The organism is Pseudomonas migulae (assembly GCF_043225285.1).
Classification (GTDB): domain Bacteria; phylum Pseudomonadota; class Gammaproteobacteria; order Pseudomonadales; family Pseudomonadaceae; genus Aquipseudomonas; species Aquipseudomonas migulae_C.
Window position 1 is genome coordinate 5,699,819 of the sequence record NZ_CP171224.1, and the last position, 23,998, is coordinate 5,723,816.

The 23,998-nt window shown below is 60.6% G+C and carries 20 protein-coding genes; 14 read left to right on the plus strand and 6 right to left on the minus strand.

The genetic code is table 11. The features are described from left to right. Window positions 1-57 precede the first annotated feature (57 nt). Both ACF6ZU_RS26295 and ACF6ZU_RS26300 read left to right on the plus strand, forming a co-directional pair. Window positions 58-1,338: a D-tagatose-bisphosphate aldolase, class II, non-catalytic subunit gene (locus tag ACF6ZU_RS26295; RefSeq protein WP_392888402.1), complete on the plus strand. Its 1,281-nt coding sequence runs from the start codon at window positions 58-60 to the stop codon at window positions 1,336-1,338. Window positions 1,339-1,667: 329 nt separating this feature from the next. Beyond that, window positions 1,668-2,906 carry an OprD family porin gene (locus ACF6ZU_RS26300; protein ID WP_392888405.1) on the plus strand — a complete coding sequence of 413 codons (1,239 nt, stop codon included), beginning with the start codon at window positions 1,668-1,670 and terminating at the stop codon, window positions 2,904-2,906. A gap of 45 nt (window positions 2,907-2,951) precedes the next feature. Here the strand turns inward: ACF6ZU_RS26300 and ACF6ZU_RS26305 are convergent, their stop codons facing one another. Continuing rightward, window positions 2,952-3,980 (minus strand): AraC family transcriptional regulator, encoded by a 1,029-nt coding sequence (locus tag ACF6ZU_RS26305; protein WP_392888407.1) that lies wholly within the window; start codon window positions 3,978-3,980, stop codon window positions 2,952-2,954. Between the two features lie 160 nt (window positions 3,981-4,140). Between ACF6ZU_RS26305 and ACF6ZU_RS26310 the strand changes: the two genes are divergently transcribed. The 10 genes from ACF6ZU_RS26310 (at window position 4,141) to ACF6ZU_RS26355 (ending at window position 13,731) form a co-directional block, all read left to right on the plus strand. Further along, a complete protein-coding gene (locus tag ACF6ZU_RS26310; RefSeq protein WP_392888409.1) occupies window positions 4,141-5,079 on the plus strand; it encodes a 3-keto-5-aminohexanoate cleavage protein in 939 nt (312 codons plus the stop codon). 44 nt (window positions 5,080-5,123) lie between these two features. Beyond that, window positions 5,124-6,437, plus strand: coding sequence for an MFS transporter (locus ACF6ZU_RS26315; RefSeq protein WP_392888411.1), 1,314 nt, complete (start codon window positions 5,124-5,126; stop codon window positions 6,435-6,437). 15 nt (window positions 6,438-6,452) lie between these two features. Next, window positions 6,453-7,244 (plus strand): SDR family oxidoreductase, encoded by a 792-nt coding sequence (locus tag ACF6ZU_RS26320; protein WP_392888413.1) that lies wholly within the window; start codon window positions 6,453-6,455, stop codon window positions 7,242-7,244. 192 nt (window positions 7,245-7,436) lie between these two features. Beyond that, entirely contained in the window at window positions 7,437-8,114 is a 678-nt protein-coding gene (locus ACF6ZU_RS26325) for a thermostable hemolysin (RefSeq protein ID WP_392888415.1), read from the plus strand. After that, window positions 8,104-9,585: an AMP-binding protein gene (locus ACF6ZU_RS26330; RefSeq protein ID WP_392888417.1), complete on the plus strand. Its 1,482-nt coding sequence runs from the start codon at window positions 8,104-8,106 to the stop codon at window positions 9,583-9,585. The genes ACF6ZU_RS26325 and ACF6ZU_RS26330 overlap by 11 nt, the downstream gene beginning before the upstream one ends. After that, window positions 9,582-10,256 carry a TenA family transcriptional regulator gene (locus ACF6ZU_RS26335; protein ID WP_392888419.1) on the plus strand — a complete coding sequence of 225 codons (675 nt, stop codon included), beginning with the start codon at window positions 9,582-9,584 and terminating at the stop codon, window positions 10,254-10,256. Before ACF6ZU_RS26330 ends, ACF6ZU_RS26335 begins: the two co-directional genes overlap by 4 nt. Next, the gene (locus tag ACF6ZU_RS26340) at window positions 10,243-11,052 is read left to right on the plus strand and encodes an SDR family oxidoreductase (protein WP_392888421.1); all 810 of its coding nucleotides are present in this window, start codon (window positions 10,243-10,245) and stop codon (window positions 11,050-11,052) included. Before ACF6ZU_RS26335 ends, ACF6ZU_RS26340 begins: the two co-directional genes overlap by 14 nt. Further along, the gene (locus ACF6ZU_RS26345) at window positions 11,049-11,693 is read left to right on the plus strand and encodes a tetratricopeptide repeat protein (RefSeq protein ID WP_392888423.1); all 645 of its coding nucleotides are present in this window, start codon (window positions 11,049-11,051) and stop codon (window positions 11,691-11,693) included. The genes ACF6ZU_RS26340 and ACF6ZU_RS26345 overlap by 4 nt, the downstream gene beginning before the upstream one ends. Window positions 11,694-11,704: 11 nt before the next feature. Further along, window positions 11,705-12,367, plus strand: a complete 663-nt coding sequence (locus ACF6ZU_RS26350) for a response regulator (protein ID WP_392888424.1) — start codon at window positions 11,705-11,707, stop codon at window positions 12,365-12,367. Then, window positions 12,364-13,731 (plus strand): ATP-binding protein, encoded by a 1,368-nt coding sequence (locus ACF6ZU_RS26355; protein WP_392888426.1) that lies wholly within the window; start codon window positions 12,364-12,366, stop codon window positions 13,729-13,731. Before ACF6ZU_RS26350 ends, ACF6ZU_RS26355 begins: the two co-directional genes overlap by 4 nt. Window positions 13,732-13,826: 95 nt before the next feature. On the opposite strand, the gene ACF6ZU_RS26360 is transcribed toward ACF6ZU_RS26355, so the two are convergent. From ACF6ZU_RS26360 to xylA, 4 genes are all read right to left on the minus strand, one after another. Next, window positions 13,827-14,963, minus strand: a complete 1,137-nt coding sequence (locus tag ACF6ZU_RS26360) for a sugar ABC transporter permease (RefSeq protein ID WP_392888428.1) — start codon at window positions 14,961-14,963, stop codon at window positions 13,827-13,829. Continuing rightward, the gene (gene xylG / locus ACF6ZU_RS26365; RefSeq protein WP_392888430.1) at window positions 14,964-16,520 is read right to left on the minus strand and encodes a D-xylose ABC transporter ATP-binding protein; all 1,557 of its coding nucleotides are present in this window, start codon (window positions 16,518-16,520) and stop codon (window positions 14,964-14,966) included. Between the two features lie 157 nt (window positions 16,521-16,677). Continuing rightward, window positions 16,678-17,679 (minus strand): D-xylose ABC transporter substrate-binding protein, encoded by a 1,002-nt coding sequence (xylF, locus tag ACF6ZU_RS26370; protein ID WP_392888432.1) that lies wholly within the window; start codon window positions 17,677-17,679, stop codon window positions 16,678-16,680. A 151-nt stretch (window positions 17,680-17,830) separates the two neighbouring features. Beyond that, complete coding sequence (xylA, locus tag ACF6ZU_RS26375) at window positions 17,831-19,147, minus strand: xylose isomerase (RefSeq protein WP_392888434.1); 1,317 nt, start codon at window positions 19,145-19,147, stop codon at window positions 17,831-17,833. 175 nt (window positions 19,148-19,322) lie between these two features. On the opposite strand from xylA, the gene ACF6ZU_RS26380 reads away from it, so the two are divergent. Next, the gene (locus ACF6ZU_RS26380; RefSeq protein WP_392888436.1) at window positions 19,323-20,504 is read left to right on the plus strand and encodes a XylR family transcriptional regulator; all 1,182 of its coding nucleotides are present in this window, start codon (window positions 19,323-19,325) and stop codon (window positions 20,502-20,504) included. A 91-nt stretch (window positions 20,505-20,595) separates the two neighbouring features. Here ACF6ZU_RS26380 and ACF6ZU_RS26385 read toward each other — a convergent pair whose 3' ends face one another. Then, on the minus strand, window positions 20,596-22,335 hold the full coding sequence (locus ACF6ZU_RS26385) for a dipeptidase (RefSeq protein ID WP_392888438.1): 1,740 nt from the start codon (window positions 22,333-22,335) through the stop codon (window positions 20,596-20,598). 293 nt (window positions 22,336-22,628) lie between these two features. Here ACF6ZU_RS26385 and ACF6ZU_RS26390 point away from each other — a divergent pair, with 293 nt between their 5' ends. Further along, a complete protein-coding gene (locus tag ACF6ZU_RS26390) occupies window positions 22,629-23,798 on the plus strand; it encodes a DUF1624 domain-containing protein (RefSeq protein ID WP_392888440.1) in 1,170 nt (389 codons plus the stop codon). The last annotated feature ends 200 nt before the right edge of the window (window positions 23,799-23,998 follow it).

Sequence of the window (23,998 nt, forward strand, 5' to 3'; positions counted from 1 at the left end):
ATTTTGATCGTTTCGCTCTCGTAAGGTGATCTCCCACGTCATCGAGAGGCACCGGTCATGCAAGGTCATTATCTTCAAAAACTGGCAGGTGCCCATGCGCAAGGTCGCGTCATGGGCATTACTTCGGTGTGCTCGGCACATGCGCTGGTCATCGAGGCGGCGTTGCGCAACGGTCTGGCGGGTAACGCGCCGGTGCTGATCGAGGCGACGTGCAACCAGGTCAACCACGAAGGCGGCTACACCGGGATGAAGCCCGCGGACTTCCGCCGTTTCGTGCTGGAGATCGCCGAGCGGGTTGGTTTTGATCCGCAGCGCTTGATCCTCGGCGGCGATCACCTGGGGCCGAACCCTTGGCGGCATCTGCCGGCGGGCATCGCGATGCGCAATGCCGAACGCATGCTCGAAGCCTATGCCCGCGCGGGCTTCAGCAAGATCCATCTCGACGCCAGCATGGCCTGCATGGGCGAGACCGACCCGCTGGACGGCGCGTTGGTGGCGGAACGCGCCGCGCGCCTGGCGGCCGTGGTCGAGCGAACGGTCAATGACGCCGGTTTGCCCGCGCCGTTCTATGTGATCGGTACAGAAGTTCCGGTACCGGGCGGCGCTTCGGAGAAGGTCGAGGACCTGGAAGTGACCTCGGCGCAATCGGCTCGCGAAACCATCGAATTGCATCGCCAGGCCTTCATCCAGCAAGGGCTCGATGGCGTTTTCTCCCGCGTCATCGGTCTGGTGGTCCAGCCTGGCGTCGAATTCGGCAACGAGAACGTAGTGGTCTATCAGCCGGAAAAAGCCCGGCAGTTGAGTGCCATTCTCCAAGACGAGCCGCAACTTGTTTTCGAGGCGCACTCCACCGACTACCAGCCAGTATCGGCGCTGACGCATCTGGTCCGCGACGGCTTCGCCATTCTCAAAGTCGGCCCCGGCCTGACCTTCGCTCTTCGCGAGGCGCTCTACGCACTGGACCACATCGCCGCCGCATTGCGCTCGGTGCCCGAGCAAGAAAGCCTGCGCAAAACCATGGAAACGCTAATGCTCGCCGAACCTCATTACTGGGACGGCTATTATCATGGCGATGATGATGCGCTGCGCGTGCAACGGCACTTCAGCTACAGCGACCGGATCCGCTATTACTGGCCGTTCGCAGCGGCAAGCCGCGCGGTCGAGGAGATGTTTCAGGCTTTCGGCGATGAGCCGATTCCCGAGACACTGGTGAGTCAGTATCTGCCGCAGTTGTACCCGAGAGTGACGAGCGGGCAGGGTGATGGATCGGCCAGGGCTCTTGTACTCGCCGCGATCGGGCAGGTCCTGAACCAGTATGGGGAGGCTTGCGGAGCGTAACGCCGGGACCCCGTTCCAAATAATTGCACGTCGCTCATCACGAGAGGCAAATGCCCCCTCCTTGGAATTGCCGCGATGGGAGGCGTGCCCGTTTTAAATGACCGAAGCTTATCGAAAGGGGCAACAGAATGTCCCTTTTTGATCCTAGGTTGTCTGCTTAAGATCTTATGATCTGCCCCTGATCCCATTAGTATCGCCCCCATGCAAAACGTCGACGCAGGCCGCGCATTCACCTAGGCGCGGTCTTGGGCGGAGTGTCGCCCGAGATAAACCGCCGAAGACATTGCATGAACATTTCTCGCTCCGAATAACAATAAAAGAGAGGATTTATGCGCGATTCAGGGTCATTCAAGTGGTTGCTGTTGGGCACGTCGTTCATCTGCCTTCCTGCCATGGCGGAAGGTGTTTTCGACGACGCCAAAGTCAGCGCCAACTTCAGGAACTACTACATCAATCGTAACTTCACCGAAAGCGCCTATCCCCAGGCCAAGGCCGGGGAGTGGACGCAGAGCGTGATCATGGATGTCCGTTCCGGCTTCACCTCGGGCACTGTGGGTTTTGGCCTTGATGCGCTGGGCCTGTATTCACAGAAGCTGGATGGCGGCAAAGGCACGACGAACACTCAGTTGCTGCCGGTGCACGACGATGGTCGGCCGGCGGATGATTTCGGGCGTCTTGCGCTGGCGGCGAAGGTCCGCTTCGCCAATACCCAGGCGCGAATCGGTGAGTGGTCGGTGTCGTTGCCGGTGATTCGGTCTGACGATGGTCGATCATTGCCGCAGACGTTTCGTGGTGCGCAGATCACCTCCAAGGACCTTGAGCACTTCACCTTTTATGGCGGGCAGTTCCGCGGCAACAGTCCACGCAATGACGCGAGCATGGAGCGGATGTCGATGTTCAATCGGCCCGGTGTGACCTCCGATCGTTTCAATTTTTCCGGCGTGGAATACACCTTCAATGACAATCGAAGCCAGGTCGGTGCCTGGTACGCGCAACTGGAGGATATCTATCACCAGCGCTACTTCAACTTCACTCACAGCCAACCGGTCGGGGCATGGGTTTTGGGGGCGAACCTGGGGTATTTCGGCGGTGAAGACGACGGCAAGAAGCTCGCCGGCGCGCTGGATAACAAGACCTACTCGGCCTTGCTGTCCGCCCGTTACCTGGCGAGTACCTTTTACGTCGGCTTGCAGAAAGTCGATGGCGATAACTGGATGCGCCTCAATGGTACGAGCGGCGCGACCCTGGCCAACGACAGTTTCAGCAACAGTTACGACTTCGCTGACGAACGTTCCTGGCAGGTTCGGCATGACTTCGATTTTGTTGCCCTGGGCGTGCCCGGACTGACATTGATGAACCGTTACATCAGCGGCTCCAACGTACACAGCGGTGGCTTCACCGATGGCAAGGAGTGGGGGCGCGAATCCGAGTTGACCTATGTCGTGCAGAGCGGCTCGTTGAAGAACCTGTCGCTGCGCTGGCGCAACTCGGTGATCAAGCGCGATTTCAGCCTCGCGGATTTCAACGAGAACCGGCTGATCCTGAGCTATCCGGTCTCGATTCTCTAAGGTCCGCCGCTTGAGGTTGACGGACCATCCCTGGGTCCGTCGACCTCAGCCCTGGCGATAATCCTTGGTCGTCTTGCCCGTCCAGCGCTTGAACGCCCGACGGAAGTTGGTCGGTTCGGAAAAGCCCAGCAGCAAGGCGATATCGTCGGTGCTCATGATCGTGGTCTTGAGGTATTCGATAGCCAGCGAGCAGCGCACGTCGTCGGTAATCGCCACGAAAGAAGTGTCTTCCTCAAGCAATTTGCGGCGCAGGCTGCGGGTGGTCATGTGCAGCCGTTCCGCGACCATTTCCATGCTCGGGAAATCCCCCGGCGTCTGCATCATCATCTGATACACCTCGCCGGAAATCCCCGCGGATACCTTGGCCTGGCCGATCAACCGATCACAGGTTTCCTGCAAGACGGTCGCGGTCAGGCGATGGGCCAGGTGGGGTTTCTGATCGAGGATTGCGCTGTCGTAATGCAGTTCGCATTGGTCGTGATCGAAGATGCACGGACAACCCAGGTACTGCGAGTAGATCTCGGCGTGTGCCGGGGCCGGGTAAGAAAAGCAGGCTTTGGTCGGCGGGCAGCTTTGGCCGAACACGTCTTGCAGATGGGTGACGTGCTGGGTGAATTGCTGCTCGATCCAGAACTGCTTGATGTCGGGTGACGGGCTGGGATTGGCGGCATCCGGGAACGTCCACACGGCCTCGTTTTCGTACTCGTGCCATTCGATGGTCAAGGTTGGCGTCGCCAGGGAATGGTATTTCACCCCGAGGCGGAAGTAGTCGCGCAGTGACAGGCAAGACATGAGCGCGTAGCCGTACATGCCATACGCAGAGAGGTGGAGGCGGGCGCCCGTCTTGAACGGCGTGGCCGGGTCCTGGGACAGCGACACCGCATTGCCGCACACCGCCGCGTACTGGCGCACCGAAGTCAGGGCCGTCGCATCGTAAATCTGGTCTTCGTCGACGCCGCTGCCTTTCAAGCTGTCGGCCGGGGCGATGCCTTGTTCACTGAGGACTTCCACCAGGGCGGCGATTTTGTACGGGGCATAGATGCGCTCATTGAACAGCGGCATTTTCGGTGGCATCGGCTGACTCCGGTAAGTGTCCCTTAGGGATTCATTGTTGTCCGGTAATGATCTTACTGGCCAGCGGGAAATTCAATAAGCTTCATCCCATCAGCAGCGGCCGTCAGGCCAACAGCGCACAGCGCAGCTGCCAAGTCCGATAACAACAAGGGTCACCGTCATGAGTCAGCCGAACCGCAAAGTCATCATTTCCTGCGCGATTACCGGAGCGACGCACACGCCATCGATGTCCGAATACCTGCCGCTCACCCCGGCCGAGATCGAGCGGCAATCGATTGAAGCGGCGCAAGCCGGCGCCGCCATCCTGCACCTGCATGCCCGCGATCCTCTTGACGGCCGGCCGACCCCGGACCCGGCGGTGTTCAGTCAGTTCGTCCCGGCGATTGCCCAGGCCACTGATGCGATCATCAACATCACCACCGGCGGAAGCACCCGGATGACCCTGGCGCAGCGCCTGGCTTATCCGCTGATTGCCAAGCCGGAATTGTGTTCGTTGAACATGGGTTCGATGAATTTTTCGATCCATCCGATCGCCCGAAAAATCTCCAGCTGGAACCACGAGTGGGAGCGAGAGCACATCGAAGGCATGGAAGACGTTGTGTTCAAGAACACCTTCAAGGACATCAAGGCGATCATGCTGGAGCTGGGCGAATACGGCACGCGTTTCGAGTTTGAGTGCTACGACGTCGGCCATCTCTACAACCTGGCCTACTTCGTCGAGCAGGGGCTGGTCAAACCACCGCTGTTTATCCAGTCGTGCTTCGGCATCCTTGGTGGCCTGGGCGCCGATCCGGAAAACCTGACGATCATGCGTAGCACTGCCGACCGTCTGTTCGGGCGGCACAACTACGAGTTTTCCATCCTCGGCGCCGGTCGCCACCAGCTGTCCTTCGTGACCATGGGCGCGATCATGGGCGGCAATGTGCGGGTCGGCCTGGAAGACAGCATCTACCTGGCCAAAGGCGTGAAAGCCAAGACCAACGCGGAGCAGGTACGTAAGATCCGCCACATTCTCGAAGAGTTGTCCTATGAAATCGCCACGCCCGATGAAGCCCGGCAGATGCTCGGCCTCAAAGGTAAAAACAACGTCCACCTGTAACCGGTTTGCTTGAGCCCAAAAAAATAACAAGAAGAGGTTTCACCATGACGATCATGCTCAGTACCGAACAGACGCACTGGCTCGCCACCCGGCGAGCCATGGCGCGCCTGATTCCATTGATGTGCGCCATCTACTTCATGTCTTACCTGGACCGCACCAACGTCGCGCTGGCCAAAGCGGCCCTGAGCACCGACCTGGGCATCGGCGCCGCCGCCTATGGCTTGGGCGCGGGGATATTCTTCCTCGGTTATGCGCTGTTGGAAGTGCCCAGCAACCTGTTGGCGCACCGTATCGGGCCGCGTCGCTGGATCGCCCGGATTGCCGTGACCTGGGGCGCGTTATCCTCGGCGATGATGTTTGTCCAGGGCGAGTGGTCGTTCTACCTGCTGCGGGTACTCTTGGGCATCGCCGAAGCGGGGCTGTTTCCGGCGTTGATGTACATGGTTACCCTATGGTTTGCGCCTAAGGATCGCGCCATCGCCATCGGCTGGATTTACCTGGCGCCGGCCCTGGCCCTGGTGATCGGCAATCCCATCGGCGGCGCGTTGATGAAGATGGACGGTATCGGTGGCTTGCATGGCTGGCAGTGGATGTTCCTCCTCGAAGGCCTGCCCAGCATCGTGGTCGGGATCATTCTGTGGTTCAAGTTGCCGGAGCGTCCTAGTGATGCGCGCTGGTTGTCCAAGGCCGAGGCCGACTCGCTGGAAGCCCATGCGCTGCTGCCTGGCCACGCCACTTCCCACGAGTATTCCGGGCACTGGGTCAAAGCACTGACGCGGCCCACGACGATCCTGATCGGCTTGATTTACTTCCTGAACCAGGTGGCGTTTGTCGGGCTGGTGTTTTTCACGCCGTCGATCATCCAACAGATGCAGATCACATCACCGCTGACCGTAGGCCTGCTGTCCAGTAGCGTCGGCATCGGCTTTCTCGCCGGGGTGCTGGTGCTGCCGAGGATTCACCGCAGGATTGCCCGCGACTGCTACTGCCTGGGCTTGTTTACCTGTGGCTTGATCGCCAGTTCGGTGGCATTCACCCTGATCGATGACGCCTCGGCGCGCATTGCCCTGTTCACGGCGACCGCGTTCTTCGCCGGCGGCGTATTGCCGATCTACTGGGCCATCGCCATGAAACGCCTGCAAGGCATTCAGGCCGCCGCCGGACTGGCGTTCATCAACACCATCGGCCTGCTGGGCGGCTTTGCCGGACCGTACCTGTTCGGATTGGCGGAAAAGGCTTCGGGCCTGAGTTCATCGGGTTTTTACGTGATTGTCAGCGCCGCGGTCCTGGGCTTGCTGTTGGTGCCGCTGCTGGCCAGAGCGATCAATGCCGAGCCAAGCCCGCTGCAGGCGAACTGAATAAGAGGAAGGGTTATGAAGATTGTTGATTTGCTGACACCACCGGCGAATTTGAAAGTGGTCATCAGCGGTGGCGCCGCGGGCATCGGAGCCGTGATCGCCAAAGCCTTTTATGAAGTCGGTGCGCAGGTCTACATCGGCGATATCAACGCCAGTGCGGTCGAGCACATGAAGCGCGAGTACCCCGGCCTGCACGGCGGTGTGGTGGATGTCGGCAATCAGGCGCAGGTCAATCGCATCATGGACGAAGCCACCGGCCTGCTCGGCGGCCTCGACGTACTGGTCAACAACGCCGGGATTGCCGGGCCGACCGGCAACGTCGAGGACCTGGACGCGCCCGCGTGGGAACAGACGGTGTCGACCAACCTCAACAGCCAGTTCTACTTTCTGAGCAAAGCGGTGCCGTTCCTGAAGCAGTCGAAGCAGAACCCGCACATCATCGCCATGTCGTCGGTGGCCGGTCGCTTGGGGTACCCGTTCCGGACGCCCTATGCCTCAACCAAGTGGGCGATTGTCGGCCTGATGAAGTCCCTGGCCGCTGAACTGGGCCCCGACAACATCCGGGTCAACGCCATCCTGCCGGGTGTGGTGGCGGGGGAGCGAATGGATCGGGTCATCGACGCCCGTGCCCAGACGCTGGGTATCGACTTCGAATCCATGCGTGATCAGTACCTGAATAAAATCTCGTTGCGCCGAATGGTAACGATGGAAGATGTTGCCGCGATGGCGTTATTTCTGTCGTCGCCGGCAGCCGCCAACATCAGTGGCCAGGCCATCAGCGTCGACGGGAATGTCGAGTATCTCTGACCACGTATGACGCTGGTTTTTTTGTTGACGATGGATTCGGGCCACGCCGCGAGAGAAATCTCGCGGCGACCGATGATCATGTTTCATTCCCTTCGTTTGGGGCGCTGCCCCTGCATTTTTTGGTCACCTTCAGACTTCGTTAAGAATTGGCTTTGATACTGCTCCCCAATTGATCCGGGGAGGTGTTTTTCAATGTCCGATTTCAACTGGAATGTTCAGTTGCCGCTGTATTTCGGCCAAGCCGAAACGCCACAGATGAATCTCGCCAGAGCCTTGCCCGGCGATGCGCAGCGGTCTGTCTTCGAAGGCTTCATTCAGCAACGTTTTCGCAAGGCTCATGGCGCCGACATCCGTCATTTCATGCCAGAACTGTTTGGCATGAGCGATACGTCCGGTGCCCTGTGCGCGGTGGCCGGCGTGCGGCTGGCCGGTGCGCAAACGCTGTTTCTGGAAGGTTATCTGGATGAACCGATTGATCCGCTGATCAGCGCCGCGGCGGACCGGGTCGTAGACCGATCGGCCATCGTAGAAGTCGGCAATCTGGCAGCCGCCGATACGGGCAGTGCACGGATGAGCATCATCGCGATGACCTACGTGCTCGCCATGGGCGGTCTGGAGTGGGTGGCGTTCACCGGCAACATTGGCCTGGTCAACAGCTTTCATCGGCTCGGTTTGAAGCCGGTGACCTTGTGTGCCGCAGACCCTGCGCGTCTGGGCGAGGACCGCCACGCGTGGGGCAGCTACTACGAAAGTAAACCTTGGGTGCACGTCGGCAACATTCGCTCCGGGTTCATCCATTTACGCAATATCGGTCTGTTCAGCCGCCTAGGGTTGCCGTCGTCGATCGAGGGTTGCTGCCATGTCGCCTGACCTCGAGCGTTTCAGGCAGGTGCTGCGCCATCACGCCGAGCACAATACCGGCAGCGTTGCCTTGTGGGGCGATCAGCTGCAACTCGACTACGCCACGCTGTACGCCGAAGTGACGTACCGCCAGCAACGGCTGCGCGATGAGCACGTCAAGGTGGTTGTGCTGGCGCTGGACAATGGCGTCGAGGCGATGCTCTGGGACTTGGCTGCACTCTTCGAGGGCCTGACTTGTGTGACGTTGCCGCCGTTCTTCAGCCCGACGCAGCGCAGTCACTGCCTGGCGCAGAGCCACGCCGAAAGGGTGATCGCCGAGCCGCAACTGGCCGCCGAACTGCAAGCGGCCGGCTACGAAAAAAACGCTGAATTCTGGTGTCGCACGTTCAGTGGCTCGAACCGGATGCCCGAAGGGACCGCCAAACTGACCTTCACTTCCGGCACTACCGGGACACCCAAAGGCGTGTGCTTGAGTGCCGAGAGCATCCTGCGAGTCGCCCAGGAACTGGATCAGGCCAGTCGCAGCACCCATCCGCAGCATCATCTGGCACTGCTGCCGCTCGCGATTTTGCTGGAAAACATCGGTTGTTATGCCGCGTTGTACGCCGGCGCGACCTTGAGCCTGCCCAGCCAGAAAACCCTGGGGATCCAGGGCGCCAGCGGGGTGGATATGCCACAACTGCTCGGCTGCCTGGCCAGTCGATCCCCGCAGAGTCTGATCCTGGTGCCGCAATTGCTGCTGATGCTGGTCAGCGCTGCCGAACAGAAAGCCTTCGATCCAACGCCACTGCGTTTTGCCGCCGTCGGCGGTGCCCGGGTGTCCGAAGCGTTGTTGCATCGTGCGCAACGGGCAGGCGTGCCGGTTTATGAAGGTTACGGGCTGTCGGAGTGTGCGTCGGTGGTGTGCCTCAATACGCCGCAAGCCCGCCGTCCTGGCAGCGTCGGCCGGCCCTTGCCCCACGTGCAGATTCGCCTGGCCGACGACGGCGAAGTGCTGATCAAGGGCTCGACCCTGCTCGGTTACCTGGGCGAGGCGCCACACGCCGATGAGTGGTGGCCCAGCGGTGATCTTGGTGAGTTCGACCCAGAGGGGTTTCTCTATCTCAAGGGCCGTAAAAAACATCAGTTCGTCACCAGTTTCGGGCGCAACGTCAACCCTGAGTGGGTCGAGGCCGAACTGACCCAGCGCCGTCACATCGCCCAGGCCTTCGTCTACGGCGAAGCCATGCCGGGCAACCATGCATTGCTCTGGCCGCAACGTGCCGACTGCTCGGACGAGCAATTGGCCGCCGCCGTGGCCGAAGCCAACGAGGCGTTACCCGATTACGCCCAAGTCCATCACTGGATCCGCCTGGAACAACCCTTCACCGCCACCAATGGTCTGCTGACAGCCAATGGTCGGCCGCGCCGCGACGCCATCGTCGAGCGTTACCGGGCGCAACTGACCGAAACCGCATTGTCCGAGGAACCCGCATCATGAGCTTTTTCGACACGCTGCAAGAGGCTACTCACCAGGAACGCAGCACGCTGTTCAATCTGCCGATCATTCTTGATGCCCTTGAAGGCAAGGTCAGCCTGGACAGCTACCGGGCCTTTCTGGCGCAGGCCTATTACCACGTACGCCATACCGTGCCGTTGATGATGGCCTGCGGCGCACGTTTGCCTTCTCGCCTGGAGTGGCTGCGCGAAGCGGTGTGCGAATACATCGAGGATGAATACGGCCACGAACACTGGGTGCTCGATGACATCGAGGCCTGTGGGGGCGACAAGGAGGCCGTGCGCGACGGTCAGCCGTCGTTGCCCATCGAATTGATGGTCAGCTTTCTCTACGACCTGATTGCCCGGGGCAACCCGGTGGGGCTGTTCGGCATGGTCAATGTGCTGGAAGGCACCAGCATCGCCCTGGCCACCCACGCCGCCGGCAGCATTCGCGACCGCCTGGACTTGCCGGAAAGCGCCTTCAGCTACCTCAGTTCCCATGGCTCGCTGGACATCGAGCATATGCAGACTTACCGCCGACTGATGAACACACTGGATGACCCGGGCGATCAGGCCGCCGTCATTCACGCTTCCAAAGTCGTGTACCGGCTCTACACCGACATGTTCCGTGGCCTGCCACGAGACGGGGAGACCCAGCATGCGCCTGTCTGAGGCTCGCGTGGTACTGACCGGTGCCAGCGGTGGCATTGGCCTGGCGATCACCACCGCTCTGTGCGCCAGTGGCGCCAGGGTGTTGGCCGTGGCCCGGCATCGGGAGGCGCTGGAGCCTTTGCTCGAACGCTATCGAGAAACGCTTTTCTGGGTCGGTGCCGACCTGACCCTGGAAGCCGACCGCCGCAAAGTGCTGGCCGCCGCCGAAGCCTTTGGCGGGCTCAACCTGCTGATCAACGCCGCCGGGGTCAACCACTTCGCCATGCTCGAACAGCTGGATGACGCCGGAATCAATGCGATGCTGGCCGTGAACATCAGCGCCCCGATCTGCCTGACCAAAACCTTGCTGCCGCTGCTCAAGCTGGCCGACAGCGCCATGGTGGTGAATGTCGGTTCGACCTACGGCTCGATTGGCTATGCCGGCTACGCCAGTTATTGCGCGAGCAAGTTTGCCTTGCGCGGGTTTTCCGAGGCGTTGCGCCGGGAGTTGGCGGACACCCGGGTCGGCGTGTTGTACGTCGCACCGCGTGCCACTCGAACGAGTATGAACAGCCCCGCTGCACAAGCCTTGAATGACGCGCTCAAATCCAGCGTCGATGACCCACAGACCGTCGCCTCGGCGGTGATCCACGCCATTGCCGGCGACCGCCGTGATGTGTATCTGGGTTGGCCGGAACGCTTTTTCGTGCGCCTCAACAGCCTGTTGCCCAACCTGGTGGACCGTGGTTTGCGCAAGCAATTGCCGCTGATTCGCCGCCTGAGTCAAAAGCCAAACAACGAGAATCTCAAGCCATGAACAAGTTCGCCGCGTGTTTACTGCTGGGTGTCTTGAGCCCGAGCGTCTGGGCCCTGGACGCCGCCGACCAGCAGCGTCTCACTGGTATCCAGCAGAGTTGGGCGCATATTCAGTACGACCTGCCCGAGGGCCAACGCACCGCCGCCTTCGAAAAACTCGCGACCCAGACGGCAGCGTTTACCCAGGAGCGCCAATCGGTGGCCGAGGCCTGGATCTGGTCCGGCATCGTCACCAGTAGTTGGGCCGGTGCTCAAGGGGGACTCGGGGCGCTGAGCAAGGTCAAGGACGCGAAGGCGGATCTGGAAAAAGCTCTGTCCCTGGACCCCAAGGCTCTGCAAGGCTCGGCCTATACCAGTCTTGGTGCGCTGTATGACCGCGTGCCGGGCTGGCCGATCGGTTTCGGTGACGCGGACAAGGCCGAACAATTGCTCAAGCTCGCCTTGCAGATCAACCCCAATGGCATCGACAGCCTGTACTTCTGGGGGGATCACCTCTACCGTCAAAAGCGCTACGCTGAGGCCAAGGCTGCGCTGCAAAAAGCGTTGCTTGCAGCTCCTCGGCCCGGTCGGGAAACCGCCGATGCCGGGCGTCGCAAAGAGATCGAAGCGCTGCTGGTGGACGTGAACAAGAAACTCGGCTGACAGGGGTCTTTGTGCGTTTATTACTGATAGAGGATGACGTGGCCCTGGGCGAAGGCATTTATCAGGCGCTGGGTCGAGAAGGCTATACCGTCGACTGGTTACAGGACGGCAGCAGCGCGTTGCATGCGTTGCTCAGCGAAACCTTCGATCTGACGGTCCTCGACCTCGGCCTGCCGCGCATGGACGGGCTGGAAGTGCTGCGGCGCCTGCGCGACAGCGGTTCGAACCTTCCGGTGCTGATTCTCACGGCCCGGGACGCCACCGAAGATCGCATCGCCGGGCTGGATGCCGGGGCCGACGACTATCTGATCAAGCCTTTTGACCTCGCCGAACTGAAAGCTCGTTTGCGCGCCCTGTTGCGCCGCAGCGCCGGTCGCGCGCAAGTGCTCATCGAACATGCCGGCATCAGCCTGAACCCCGGCAATCAGCAAGTCAGCTATAACGGCACGCCAGTGGTCCTGACTCCCAAGGAATATCAACTGTTGCACGAACTGCTGTCGCCTCCGGGGCGGATCATGACCCGCGATCATTTGATGCAGTTGCTCTACGGCTGGAACGAGGAGGCTGAAAGCAACACGCTGGAAGTGCACATCCATCACCTGCGCAAGAAATTTTCCAGCGACCTGATCCGCACCATTCGCGGCGTTGGTTATTTGGTGGAGGAGCGTCGGTGACGTCGATCCGCCGTCGGACCCTCACGCTGATCATCGGCCTGATGCTCGCAGGGCTTGGCGTGATCAGCGCGTTGAATCTGTACGACAGCCAGCATGAAATCGCCGAAGTCTACGATGCCCAACTCGCGCAAAACGCGCGCTTGCTGCAGGGCGTGCTGCGCATGCCGCTGGCCAGCAAGGAACACAGCGCGTTGTATCAGGCGTTCAACAAGGCGTTAGGCGAAGCGGAACCCAGGGTTGACGGTCACCCCTATGAGCGCAAGATTGCCTTTCAGGTCTGGAATCGCCAGGGTGAAGTGCTGGTGCACACGGCCAGCGCTCCCTCTTTCACGGTGGCCCCGTCGACACCCGGATTCAGCGATGTCGTGGATCTGAAAAATCGCCACTGGCGCGCGTTTCTGCTCGAAGACAAACAGAATGACCTGCGAATCTGGGTCGGTGAACGGGACGACGTACGAGCGGACCTGGTCGGCCGGATCGTGCGCCACACCCTGTGGCCCAATGTGATCGGCAGCCTGATGCTCGCGGCGCTGGTCTGGCTGGCGATCGGTTGGGGGCTCAAGCCGCTGGCGAACATGGCGGCGACCTTGCGCGCACGGCACAGCGGCTCCCTGGAACCGTTGCAACTGTCGCCTCTGCCCAGCGAGCTGGAACCCATGCAAGCGGCGCTCAATCGCATGCTTGCGCAGATCCAGGAGGTGTTGGGACGCGAGCGGCGCTTCATCGCCGACGCCGCCCATGAGATGCGTACGCCGCTGGCGGTGCTCAGGGTGCATGCGCAGAACCTGATGGAGGCGGGGAGCGACGAGGAGCGTCGCGTATCGCTTGAGCACTTGATCGCCGGCGTCGATCGCACCAGCCGGCTGGTTAATCAACTGCTCACGATGGCGCGGATCGAACCGCAAGCCGCTATTTTGCCGCCAGAAAGCATTGATCTGGCGGCCACGGTCCGCGACAGCCTGATTCAGTTGACGCCCTGGTTGTTGAGGAAAAATCTGGAACTGGTGTTCGAGGCCAGCGACGAAACCAGTCGGGCAAGAGTTGATCCGGCCGCCATCGATATTGCCTTGAACAACCTGGTGACCAACGCGGCGAATTACTCGCCTGCGCATGGGTTGATCACGGTAAGGCTGGCGAAAACAGAGAAGGGTTACGAACTGTCAGTGGAGGACGAGGGGCCGGGTGTCCGCGAGGAGGATCGCGAGAGGGTGTTCGAACGGTTCTACAGTCGTGGAAATGACCAGGGCGCTGGATTGGGCCTGACCATCGTTCAGGCCATTGCCGATCGCCTGGGCGGGCGGGTCAGACTGGAAAATCGTGAACAGGGGGGGCTGCGTGCGACGCTGGAAATTCGTCGCTTTTAACGCCACCGCTTACTGATGACCGTGTAAAAAAACCTTCTTGTGACCGCGCGTACTGCGCTCCCGGATGAGCGCAGTCTCCATCACACCGGGCCGGTTCAGCGGCGTCCGGTTCGGGTGCTCACATCCACCCACACGGCCAGCACGAGAATGCTGCCTTTGACGATCATCTGCCAGTAACTGTCGACGTCGAGCATGGACATGCCGTTGTCCAGGCTGGTGATGACCAGCGCGCCGAGGAGGGCGCCGTAGACGGTGCCGGAACCGCCGCGCATGGAGGTGCCACCGATAAAGCAGGCGGCGATGGCGTCGAGTTCGCCCATGCTGCCGGCCGAGGGTGAACCGGCGGCGAGGCGCGCGGTGTTGACCACGCCGGCGAGGGCGCACATCACGCCCATGATCCCGAAAATCCACAGCTTCACGGCCTGTACATTGATACCCGACAGGCGCGTCGCTTCCATATTGCTGCCCACTGAATAGACGCGTCGGCCAAACACAGTCTGGCTGGTCACGTAGCTGAACACGCCCAGCAGTACCAGCAGAAGCAGCACCGGCACGGGGATGCCGTCATAACTGTTGAGCGTCTGGACGAAGGCCGCCAGCACGGCGCCGATCAGCACCACGCGCGAGATGTCACGCACCAGAGAGTGTGCGGCCAGGCCGTGGAGGGCGCGGTTGCGTCGTTGTTTCCAGGTCAGGAACAGGGTCAGCGCGAACAGCAGAACGCCCAGGCCTGTGCCGACGGTATGCGGCAAGTAACCCTGGCCAACGTAAACCAGCTCCGGTGATACCGGGGCGATGGTCGTGCCGCCGGTAATCCCCAGCAAAATGCCGCGAAAAGCCAGCATGCCGCCCAGCCCCACGATGAAGGACGGAATGCGCAGGTAGGCGGTCATGTAGCCGTTGGCGAGGCCGATCAGCAGTCCGCACAGCGCGACAAGGCTCAGGTTCGCCAGCAAAGGGATGTGGTAGACCACGTCGAGAATCGCCGCCAGTCCACCGAGCAGTCCCAGCAGTGAACCGACCGACAAATCGATCTCGCCGCTGATGATGACCAGCACCATGCCGCAGGCAAGAATCCCGGTGATGGACATCTGCCGCAGCAGGTTGGACAGGTTGCGCGGCGTTAGAAATCCGCCCTCGGTCTGCCAGCTGAAGAACAGCCAGATAACGGCCACGGCGATCACCAGCGCGAGCATTTTGTAGCGGGTGAAGAGTTGTTTGACCTGATTCATTTACGCGGTCTTCCGATCATTATTGTTATGGCTATCCGATTGGTTGAGTGCAGCGGCGAGCACCTGTTCCTGGGTGAGTCCGTGGTTGATGAAGTCGCCACGCAATTGGCCTTCGCCAATCACCAGCACGCGGTCGGAAACGCCGAGCACTTCGGCCAGTTCCGAAGACACCATGATGATTGACACCCCTTCGGCCGCCAGCGCCCCCATCAACTTGTAGATTTCGTACTTGGCGCCGACATCCACGCCGCGTGTGGGTTCGTCGAGAATCAGTACCCGGGGCTTGGTCAGCAGCATCTTGGCCAAAACGGCCTTTTGCTGATTGCCGCCCGAAAGGCTGGTGATCGGCAGGAACGGGCTGGCGGTTTTGAGGTGCAGGCGCGAGATTTCCCGGCCAATGCTGCCCAGTTCGGCTTCGGCATCGATGCGGGTCAGTTTCGAGTAGCTGTCCAGCACGGCCAGGGTGATGTTCTGGCCGACGCCCAGGTCCGGAATGATGCCCTGGCGCTTGCGGTCCTCGGGCACCAGGCCCAGGCCGGCCTGGATGGACTTGAGCGGCGTGCCCGTGTCGATGCGTTGCCCGTCCAGCCAGACTTCGCCTTCGTGGCGACCGGGGTAGGCGCCGAACAGCGCGGTCACCAGTTCGGTGCGACCGGCGCCGACCAGCCCGGCGATGCCCAGGATTTCTCCGCGTTTGAGGACGAACGAAATATCGTCGACGCGTTTGCGTTTGGGGGCGTCGACGTCGTAGCAGGTGATGTGGCGGGCCTCGAAAATCACCTCGCCAATCGCGTGAGGTTCGGTGGGGTAGAGGTTGCTCATTTCCCGGCCGACCATCTGGGTGATGATCTGCGGGATGTCCATGTCTGCCATCGCCGTCGTGGCGATGTGTTTGCCGTCGCGGATCACTGAAATGGTGTCGCACACGGCGGCCACTTCATCGAGTTTGTGGGAGATGTAGACGCAGGCTACGCCCTTGGCCTTGAGGTCGCGGATGATGTCGAGCAACACCTCGATTTCCGAGCGGGTCAGGGCCGACGAAGGTTCGTCCAGGATCAGCAGGCGTGCTTTCTTGTTCAGGGCCTTGGCGATTTCCACCAGTTGCTGATAGCCACCGCCGTACTGCGAAACCGGCAGCGATACGTTCATGTCCGGCACTTTCAGTTCACGCATCAGCGCTTCGGCGCGCTGGATCATCGCCGGGTAATTCATGCGGCCGCCCGGCAGCGTCAGCTCATGGCCCATGAAGATGTTTTCGGCGACCGACAGGTCGGGCACCAGCGTCAGTTCCTGGTGAATGATGACGATACCGGCGGCTTCGCTGTCGCTGATCGACCGCGCCCGGAGCGGTTGACCGTCCCAGAAAATCTCACCGTCCCAGGTGCCATGGGGATACACCGCCGAGAGGATCTTCATCAGCGTAGACTTGCCGGCACCATTCTCGCCGCACAGCCCGACGCATTCCCCCGGCCTGACCCTGATGTCGATGCCGTTGAGCGCTTTGACACCGCCAAAGGTTTTGACGATCCCGTTCATTTGCAGCAGGTATTCGGACATGGCAGAAACTCATGAGCAGCAGGTACGAGTTCGCTCCCTGTAGGAGCGAGCCTGCTCGCGAAAAACACCAGGACAGCGCGGGCATTCAGACAACCCACGTCACCGTTGGCGTTTTTCGCGAGCAAGCTCGCTCCTAAAAGAGAGCATTACGGGATGATCACTTCCCGGCAATCTGCGCCTTGGTGTAGAACCCGTCCTGTTCCAGCAAGTCGATGTTGTCCTTGGTCAACGGCGTCGGCGTGAGCAGGATGGTGTCGACTTTTTTGCTGCCGTTGTCGTACTGCGAGCTGTAGGCGGGCTTCTCGTTGCGTGCCAGTTGCACCGACAGCTTGGCGGCCTCGGAGGCGATGAGTTTCAGCGGCTTGTACACGGTCATGGTTTGGGTGCCATCGATCACTCGCTTGACCGCTGCCAGGTCCGCGTCCTGCCCGGAGATCGGCACCTTGCCGGCCAGTTTCTGCGCGGCGAGTGCCTGGATGGCGCCGCCTGCCGTGGCGTCGTTGGAGGCGACGATGCCATCGATCTTGTTGTCGTTGCGGGCCAGCGCATTCTCAACAATGTTCAGCGCTTCGGTGGGGTTCCATTCCTTGACCCACTGCTGGCCGACGACTTTGATATCGCCCTTGTCGATGGCCGGTTGCAGGACTTTCATCTGGCCTTCACGCAGGACTTTCGCGTTGTTGTCGGTAGGCGCGCCACCGAGCAGGAAATAGTTACCCTTCGGCGCGGCCTTCAGCACGCCGCTGGCCTGCATCTCGCCGACCTTTTCGTTATCGAAGGAAATGTAGGCGTCGATATCGGCGTTGAGAATCAGGCGGTCATAAGACACCACCTTGATCCCGGCCTTCTTTGCTTCGGCGACGGCGTTGGTCAGTACGGTGGCGTTGAACGGTACGATGACGATCACATCGACGCCCCGGGAAATGAGGTTTTCGATTTGCGAAATCTGCTTTTGCTCGTTGGCGTCAGCCGACTGCACGAAGACTTTGGCGTCGAGCTTTTCCGCCGCCGCGACAAAATAATCGCGATCACGTGACCAGCGCTCGAGTCGCAGGTCATCAATCGAGAAACCGATTTTCGGATGGGCAGAATCGGCCATCGCCGGCAGCGACAGCAAAGCCAGAGCGCCGGCCAGTAGCGTGCGTTTTGCGTTCTTCATGGTGGTGCGTCCTTTTATTGTTGTTTGAAAGACACTGCCTGACGATGAGTATCGGGCTGGGGTAGAACTGTAGAGAGTCGGCAGGCGCAGCGGACTACAGATTTGTCGCGCGAATGTCACAGCGTTGCTGCGCCGCAGGCTCCGGGGGCGATCAGGTATAGATGAACCGGTTGACGACGTTTTCGAGCATCTCCTGCCTGCCGCTCACGGCCTGTGGATTCAGCTCGTTGGCGAAGGCGTGGTCGGCCAATGACTCAAGGCTGAACTCACCCGCCAGCACTGCCTGCCCGAACGGTCGTTGCCAGCCGGAGTAGCGCTGATCCTTGAGCTGCTGGAGCCGGTCGTTCTGCACCATGGCCGCCGCCCGTTCCAGGGACAGCGCGAGGACGTCCATGGCGCCGATGTGGCCATGGAACAGGTCGATCTCGTCGAGGCTCTGGCGGCGAACCTTGGAGTCGAAGTTGTATCCGCCATTCCTGAAACCGCCGGCCTTGAGAATTTCATAGGTGACCAGGGTCATTTCTTCGACGCTGTTGGGGAACTGATCGGTGTCCCAGCCGTTTTGCGGATCGCCGCGGTTGGCATCGATGCTGCCGAAAATCCCCAGCGACACGGCCGTCGCCACTTCGTGATGGAAACTGTGGCCGGCGAGGGTGGCGTGGTTGGCCTCGATGTTGACCTTGATTTCGTTCTCCAGGCCGAACTGCTGGAGAAAGCCGAAAACGGTGGCGCTGTCGTAATCGTACTGGTGCTTGGTGGGCTCCTGGGGCTTGGGCTCGATCAGCAGGTCGCCTTTGAAACCAATCTTGTATTTGTGCTCGACGACCATGCGCATAAAGCGCCCCAGTTGCTCGCGTTCACGCTTCAAGTCGGTGTTGAGCAGCGTTTCGTAGCCTTCACGACCGCCCCACAGCACGTAGTTGGAGCCTTTCAGGCGTTGGGTGGCGTTCATGGCGCTGAACACCTGGGCGGCAGCGAAGGCGAACACTTCGGGGTCCGGGTTGCTGGCGGCGCCTGCGGCAAAACGCGGGTTGCTGAAGCAGTTGGCGGTTCCCCACAGCAGTTTGATCCCGCTGCTTTCCTGATGCTGTTCCAGATGGTCAATCATTTGCGCGAAGTGGTTGCGGTACTCCCTCAGCGAGTTGCCTTCCGGTGCGACATCGGTGTCGTGGAAGCAGTAGTAGTCGATGCCCAGTTTGGAGAAGAACTCGAACGCGGCCTCGGCCTTGCCGATGGCCAGTTCCATGGGGTCGCCGGCGTGTTGCCACGGGCGCTTGAAGGTGCCGGCACCAAACACATCGGAGCCGGGCCAGACGAAGGTGTGCCAATAGCAGGCGGCCATGCGCAAGTGTTCGCGCATGGGTTTGCCGAGGATGATTTTGTCGGCGTCGTAGTGGCGGAAGGCGAGGGGAGAATCGCTGGCAGGGCCCTCGTAGCGGATCTTGTCGACATCGGGGAAGTACGGCATGGCAATGTCCTTGTTGTTCTTGGCGGTGTCTCGATACTAACAACGGCTCCACGCCTGCTGATTACGAAACTCACCAACAGAGGGTGCGATTTTGCGTATTGAGATTCGCCGTTCCCACGCCTAGTCTGTGCAAACCGCCTCGGTGACAACGGGCCCCGGAACAAGAATAAAAACCATGAAAACTGTACCGCCGGTTCACCGCATAGCCCTGCTGTTCAACGGCAGCAAAATCTACGATCGCGGCATCATCAGCGGCATCGGCAACTACCTGAGCAGTACGCGTGCCTCCTGGGATCTGTTTCTGGAGGAAGATTTTCTCTGCCGTTTGAAAGGGATCGAACGCTGGCAGGGTGACGGAATCATTGCCGACTTCGACGACCCGCTGATTGGCGAAGCGCTGGCCGGCATCGAGATGCCCGTGGTGGCGGTGGGGGGCTCCTATCAGGATGAGCGCGCGTACCCGAAAGGAATTCCGTACGTCGCTACCGATAACGACGCGTTGATCACGCTGGCTTACGAGCATCTGATCGAAGCGGGCCTGACGCGTTTTGCCTGCTTCAGCCTGCCTGAGGCGCAGGCCAATCGCTGGGCTCAGGAACGGGAAAAATCCTTTCGACGACTGATGCAGCGCGACGGCCTGCATGCCGAGGTCTATCGCGGCATGGGCACCAGCGCGCCGCTCTGGGACAGCGCCGTCGAACAGCAGATCGCCTGGTTGCAAAGCCTGCCCAAGCCCATCGGCATCATCGCCGTGAGTGACGCCCGCGCCCGGCAGTTGCTGCAAGCCTGCCTGACCGCCGGGATCGCCGTGCCGGAACAGGTGGCGTTGATCGGCATCGACAACGATCCCCTGACGCGTAGCCTGACCCGGGTTCCGCTGAGTTCGGTTATCCAGGGCACCGAAACCATGGGCCGTACCGCCGCGCAGTTGCTCCACCAGATGCTGCACGGCATGCCGTCCACCGGCACGCACATTCTGATCCCACCGGATGCGATCAACGTGCAGGTGTCGAGTCTGCACCAGCCTTTGGGCAACCCCCATGTCATGCGCGCGCTGCTGTTCATCCGCCAATATGCTTGCCAGGGCATCAAGACGGCGCAGGTGGCGGCTTATGTCGGGGTGTCGCGCTCATCGCTGGAGGCGCACTTTCGCAACGTGCGGGGCTGCAGCGTGCACGACGAGATCCTGCGTTTCAAACTGGGAGCGGCCACCCACGGGCTGCAGAATACCCAATCAGCGATCGCCGACATTGCGCGCAATTGCGGCTTCAAATCTGCGCAGTACCTGCACACGGTGTTCCGTCGCGAATTCGGCTGTACGCCTCGGGAGTATCAGCAGGGCGCCCGGGGCAACTGATACGAACGGCCTTGCCCGCATAGGTCAGGTGCGATAACGGTGAAGCCGGGGGCGAGGTTGTTCGCCCCCGACTGGCGTGCCTGGAAGAGGATCAGAGTTTCGGCAACTGCCCGATGCGTCCCATCATTTCAGTGACGATCTGCAGGTCCAGCAGGAACTGGTCGACGGTCTTGAACTCGTTGTCGGTATGACCGGTGTACTTGACCTCCGGCCGGGCCAGACCGAATTGCACGCCGTTGGGCAGTTCATGGACCGAGGTAGCCCCGGCCGACGTGCCGTACTTGTGTTCCATGCCGAGGTTTTCAGTGGACACGGCCAGCAGGGCCTTGACCCATTCGCCCTCGGGATTGCGGTACATCGGCTCAGCGATCGAGTAATCGAAGGTCGCCGCAACCTTGGTCTTCTTGCTCCAGGCACTGATCTTGTCAGCGATTTCTGCCTTGAGCGCTTCCGGCGATTTGCCCTTCGGTACACGCAAATTGACGGCGAGCTTGAAGGTTTTGTCGTCCCCACCGACAAACGTCAGCGAAGTGGTCAGCGGCCCCATGAAGTCATCTGCAAAGCCCACGCCCAATTTTCCGCCCAGGTAATCCAGGCCCCAATTGTCGGCGGCGTAGCGCGCGGCGTCGGTGATGTGGTTGTGCTTGAGCGCGACTTTGCCGTCGAGGCTGTTGATGAACACCAGCATCCGCGCGACCGGGTTGACGCCCGATTCCGGCTCGGAGGAGTGGGCGGAAACGCCGGTCACCGTCAGCTTGACGTCTTTGCCGTCAGGCTTGGCGGTCACGCTGAAGTTGCCGCCATTGCGCTTGGCAAACTCGGTGCCGGCTTTCTGCAGCTGGGCGGCGAGTTCGGCTGGCTTGTCCGTCAGCAGGGTGGCGACCGATGCCGATGGAATCTGGTTGGTCGCCAGGCCGCCGGTCATCGAAACGATTTCAGCGCCTTTGCCGTCACCTTTGCGCTTGGCGAAACTGGCCATGACGGTGCCGTAGCCTTTTTCGGCAATCACCACCGGGTAGCCGCCATCCAGCGCCAGGTTGTAGTTCGGCGTCGGGTTGTGTTCGAAGTAGTAGGGGATGGCGTCGCCGGTGGTTTCCTCGGTGGTGTCCACCAGCAGCTTGAAATGCCTCGCCAGCGGCAACTTCTCTTCCTTGATGACCTTCATGGCGTAGAGCGCCACGACGATGCCGTTCTTGTCGTCCTCGGTGCCCCGGCCATACATGCGGTCGCCGATCAGGGTGACCTTGAACGGGTCGAGGCGGGTGCCGTCTTGCAGGACCCAGTTTTCCGGCGTCACGGGCACCACGTCGGCGTGGGCGTGAATGCCGACGACTTCATCGCTGCTGCCTTCGAGCGTGATTTCGTAGACGCGGTTGTCGACATTGCGAAAGGTCAGGTTGAAGGCCTGGGCGAGGCTTTTAATCTTGTCCGCGATCTTGATGAATTCCGGGTTGTCGTGCTGGGCGACGCCTTCTACCTGGAAGGTCGGAATGGCCACCAGTTCGCGCAAGGTTTCGGTCGCGGCGCTGCCGTACTTCACCCGGGTATAGAGCCCCAGCAGGCGGTGAATCTCGTTCTGTTGGTCGGCGGTCAGGCTCTTGTTGTCGAGGAAGGTGCTGATGGCCGAGCCGAGATCATCGCTTTTGGCGAGGTCGCTCTTGGCCAGGCTCGTCAGGAACTGACGAAAATCCGTGACCGGCGTTTCGTTGAACGTCTTGAGGATCGCCGCGCTTTGCTGTGGGGTGATGTTGGCGTGGGCGGCGGTGGTGAATGACGAAAGGCTGGCCAGGATCAGGGTTGTTGCGGCCAGTTGCTTGAGTGAAAAGTCCATTGTTGTAGGCATTCCTTCGCAGGTGTCTGATTAATGAAACAAAACGTTTCAACCTTAGCATTGTAGGAGCGAGCCTGCTCGCGATGGTCCATAACGAAAACGCGTGTTGTCTGGTCAAACGCGGTGTTCTGAAGTTCATCGCGAGCAGGCTCGCTCCTACAGGGGAGGGTGTGTATTTTTCAAAATGTGTACGGATTAAAAAAGAATTGGAAGTGTTATAGGGTAACAATATAAGGTGCCCGGCAATCTGTTCTGCGGGACACGTTTATTCACCCTGGCGTTGCGAAACCTCCATGACCCTTGCACTTCCTCGCTCCACTCATACGGCCGTCGGCCGACTGCATTCCATCGACGCGTTGAGGGGCATGGTGATTCTGTTCATGCTGCTCGACCACGTCCGCGAGACCTTTTTCCTGCACCGGCAGGTCACCGATCCCATGGACATTGCCACCACCGAACCGGCGCTGTTTTTCAGCCGAACGCTCGCTCATCTGTGCGCACCGGTCTTTGTGCTGCTCACCGGTCTGTCGGCCTGGTTGTACGGCGAGAAATACGCCGGCAAGGCCGACGTCTGCGGGTTTCTGTTCAAACGCGGTCTGTTTCTGGTGGTGCTGGAATTCACCCTGGTGAACTTCGCCTGGACGTTCCAGCTGCCGCCGACGGTCATTTATATGCAGGTGATCTGGGCCATCGGCTTGAGCATGATTGCGCTGTCGCTGATGGTCTGGCTGCCGCGATCGGTGTTGCTACTCCTGAGCGTGGCGATCATCGCTGGCCACAACCTGCTGGACTCGCTGCATTTCCCGATCGAGTCGGCGATGCATGTGCCCTGGGCCATTGCCCATGATCGCGGCTGGATCGAAGTGGCCGAAGGGTTTCGGTTGCGCACGTCCTATCCAGTGTTGCCGTGGATCGGTGTGATCGGCCTGGGTTACGCCATGGGGCCGTGGTTCGGGCGAGCGGCGGATGCCAGCGTGCGTCAACGCACATTGATGATCTGTGGCATTGCCGGGCTGGCGGGATTCATGGCGCTGCGGCTGCTCAACGGTTACGGCGAGAAGCCCTGGCAGGTCGGCGATAGCGCAGTGCAAACGCTGATGAGCTTCTTCAACATCACCAAATACCCGCCGTCGCTGCTGTTTATTACGCTGACCCTGAGTGTCGGATGCTTGTTGCTCCTGTGGTTTGAACGCTTGCAACAGAGCCGCTGGCTGCGGCCGCTGACCGTCTTCGGATCGGCGCCGATGTTCTTTTACCTGGCGCACCTGTACGTGCTGAAGATTTTGTATGTCCTCGCGGTGGCGTTGTTCGGATTGAATCAGGGGCAATGGTTTGGCTTCAGCTCGATCGGGGCAGTCTGGGTAACGGCCATCTTTCTGGCGATTGCGCTGTTCCCGCCCGTTCAGTGGTTCTCCGGGTTGAAGGCACGGCGTCGCGACATTGCCTGGCTCAAATATTTCTGATGCCCATGCACTTTTATAAAGCCGTGAAACGTGTCGCTGCACTATGCGAAGGCAAAACGCCGAGTGAGTGCGGCGACATAACCCCGATCCAGCGACCCACAGCGGTACTTTTAGGATCTGGCACAAACACTGCAACACACCGGACAAGCCCACCCTGATTGCAGTCGAGTGGGCAGCCCTCCGGTCAACGACGATCGATT

Coding starts and splice junctions, on each gene's coding strand:
- ACF6ZU_RS26330 (WP_392888417.1), top strand. CDS start 8,104: ATGTCGCCTGACCTCGAGCGTTTCAGGCAGGTGCTGCGCCATCACGCC.
- ACF6ZU_RS26335 (WP_392888419.1), top strand. CDS start 9,582: ATGAGCTTTTTCGACACGCTGCAAGAGGCTACTCACCAGGAACGCAGC.
- ACF6ZU_RS26360 (WP_392888428.1), bottom strand. CDS start 14,963: ATGAATCAGGTCAAACAACTCTTCACCCGCTACAAAATGCTCGCGCTG.
- ACF6ZU_RS26315 (WP_392888411.1), top strand. CDS start 5,124: ATGACGATCATGCTCAGTACCGAACAGACGCACTGGCTCGCCACCCGG.
- ACF6ZU_RS26320 (WP_392888413.1), top strand. CDS start 6,453: ATGAAGATTGTTGATTTGCTGACACCACCGGCGAATTTGAAAGTGGTC.
- ACF6ZU_RS26345 (WP_392888423.1), top strand. CDS start 11,049: ATGAACAAGTTCGCCGCGTGTTTACTGCTGGGTGTCTTGAGCCCGAGC.
- ACF6ZU_RS26325 (WP_392888415.1), top strand. CDS start 7,437: ATGTCCGATTTCAACTGGAATGTTCAGTTGCCGCTGTATTTCGGCCAA.
- xylG (WP_392888430.1), bottom strand. CDS start 16,520: ATGTCCGAATACCTGCTGCAAATGAACGGGATCGTCAAAACCTTTGGC.
- ACF6ZU_RS26390 (WP_392888440.1), top strand. CDS start 22,629: ATGACCCTTGCACTTCCTCGCTCCACTCATACGGCCGTCGGCCGACTG.
- ACF6ZU_RS26295 (WP_392888402.1), top strand. CDS start 58: ATGCAAGGTCATTATCTTCAAAAACTGGCAGGTGCCCATGCGCAAGGT.
- ACF6ZU_RS26300 (WP_392888405.1), top strand. CDS start 1,668: ATGCGCGATTCAGGGTCATTCAAGTGGTTGCTGTTGGGCACGTCGTTC.
- xylF (WP_392888432.1), bottom strand. CDS start 17,679: ATGAAGAACGCAAAACGCACGCTACTGGCCGGCGCTCTGGCTTTGCTG.
- ACF6ZU_RS26340 (WP_392888421.1), top strand. CDS start 10,243: ATGCGCCTGTCTGAGGCTCGCGTGGTACTGACCGGTGCCAGCGGTGGC.
- xylA (WP_392888434.1), bottom strand. CDS start 19,147: ATGCCGTACTTCCCCGATGTCGACAAGATCCGCTACGAGGGCCCTGCC.
- ACF6ZU_RS26380 (WP_392888436.1), top strand. CDS start 19,323: ATGAAAACTGTACCGCCGGTTCACCGCATAGCCCTGCTGTTCAACGGC.
- ACF6ZU_RS26305 (WP_392888407.1), bottom strand. CDS start 3,980: ATGCCACCGAAAATGCCGCTGTTCAATGAGCGCATCTATGCCCCGTAC.
- ACF6ZU_RS26385 (WP_392888438.1), bottom strand. CDS start 22,335: ATGGACTTTTCACTCAAGCAACTGGCCGCAACAACCCTGATCCTGGCC.
- ACF6ZU_RS26310 (WP_392888409.1), top strand. CDS start 4,141: ATGAGTCAGCCGAACCGCAAAGTCATCATTTCCTGCGCGATTACCGGA.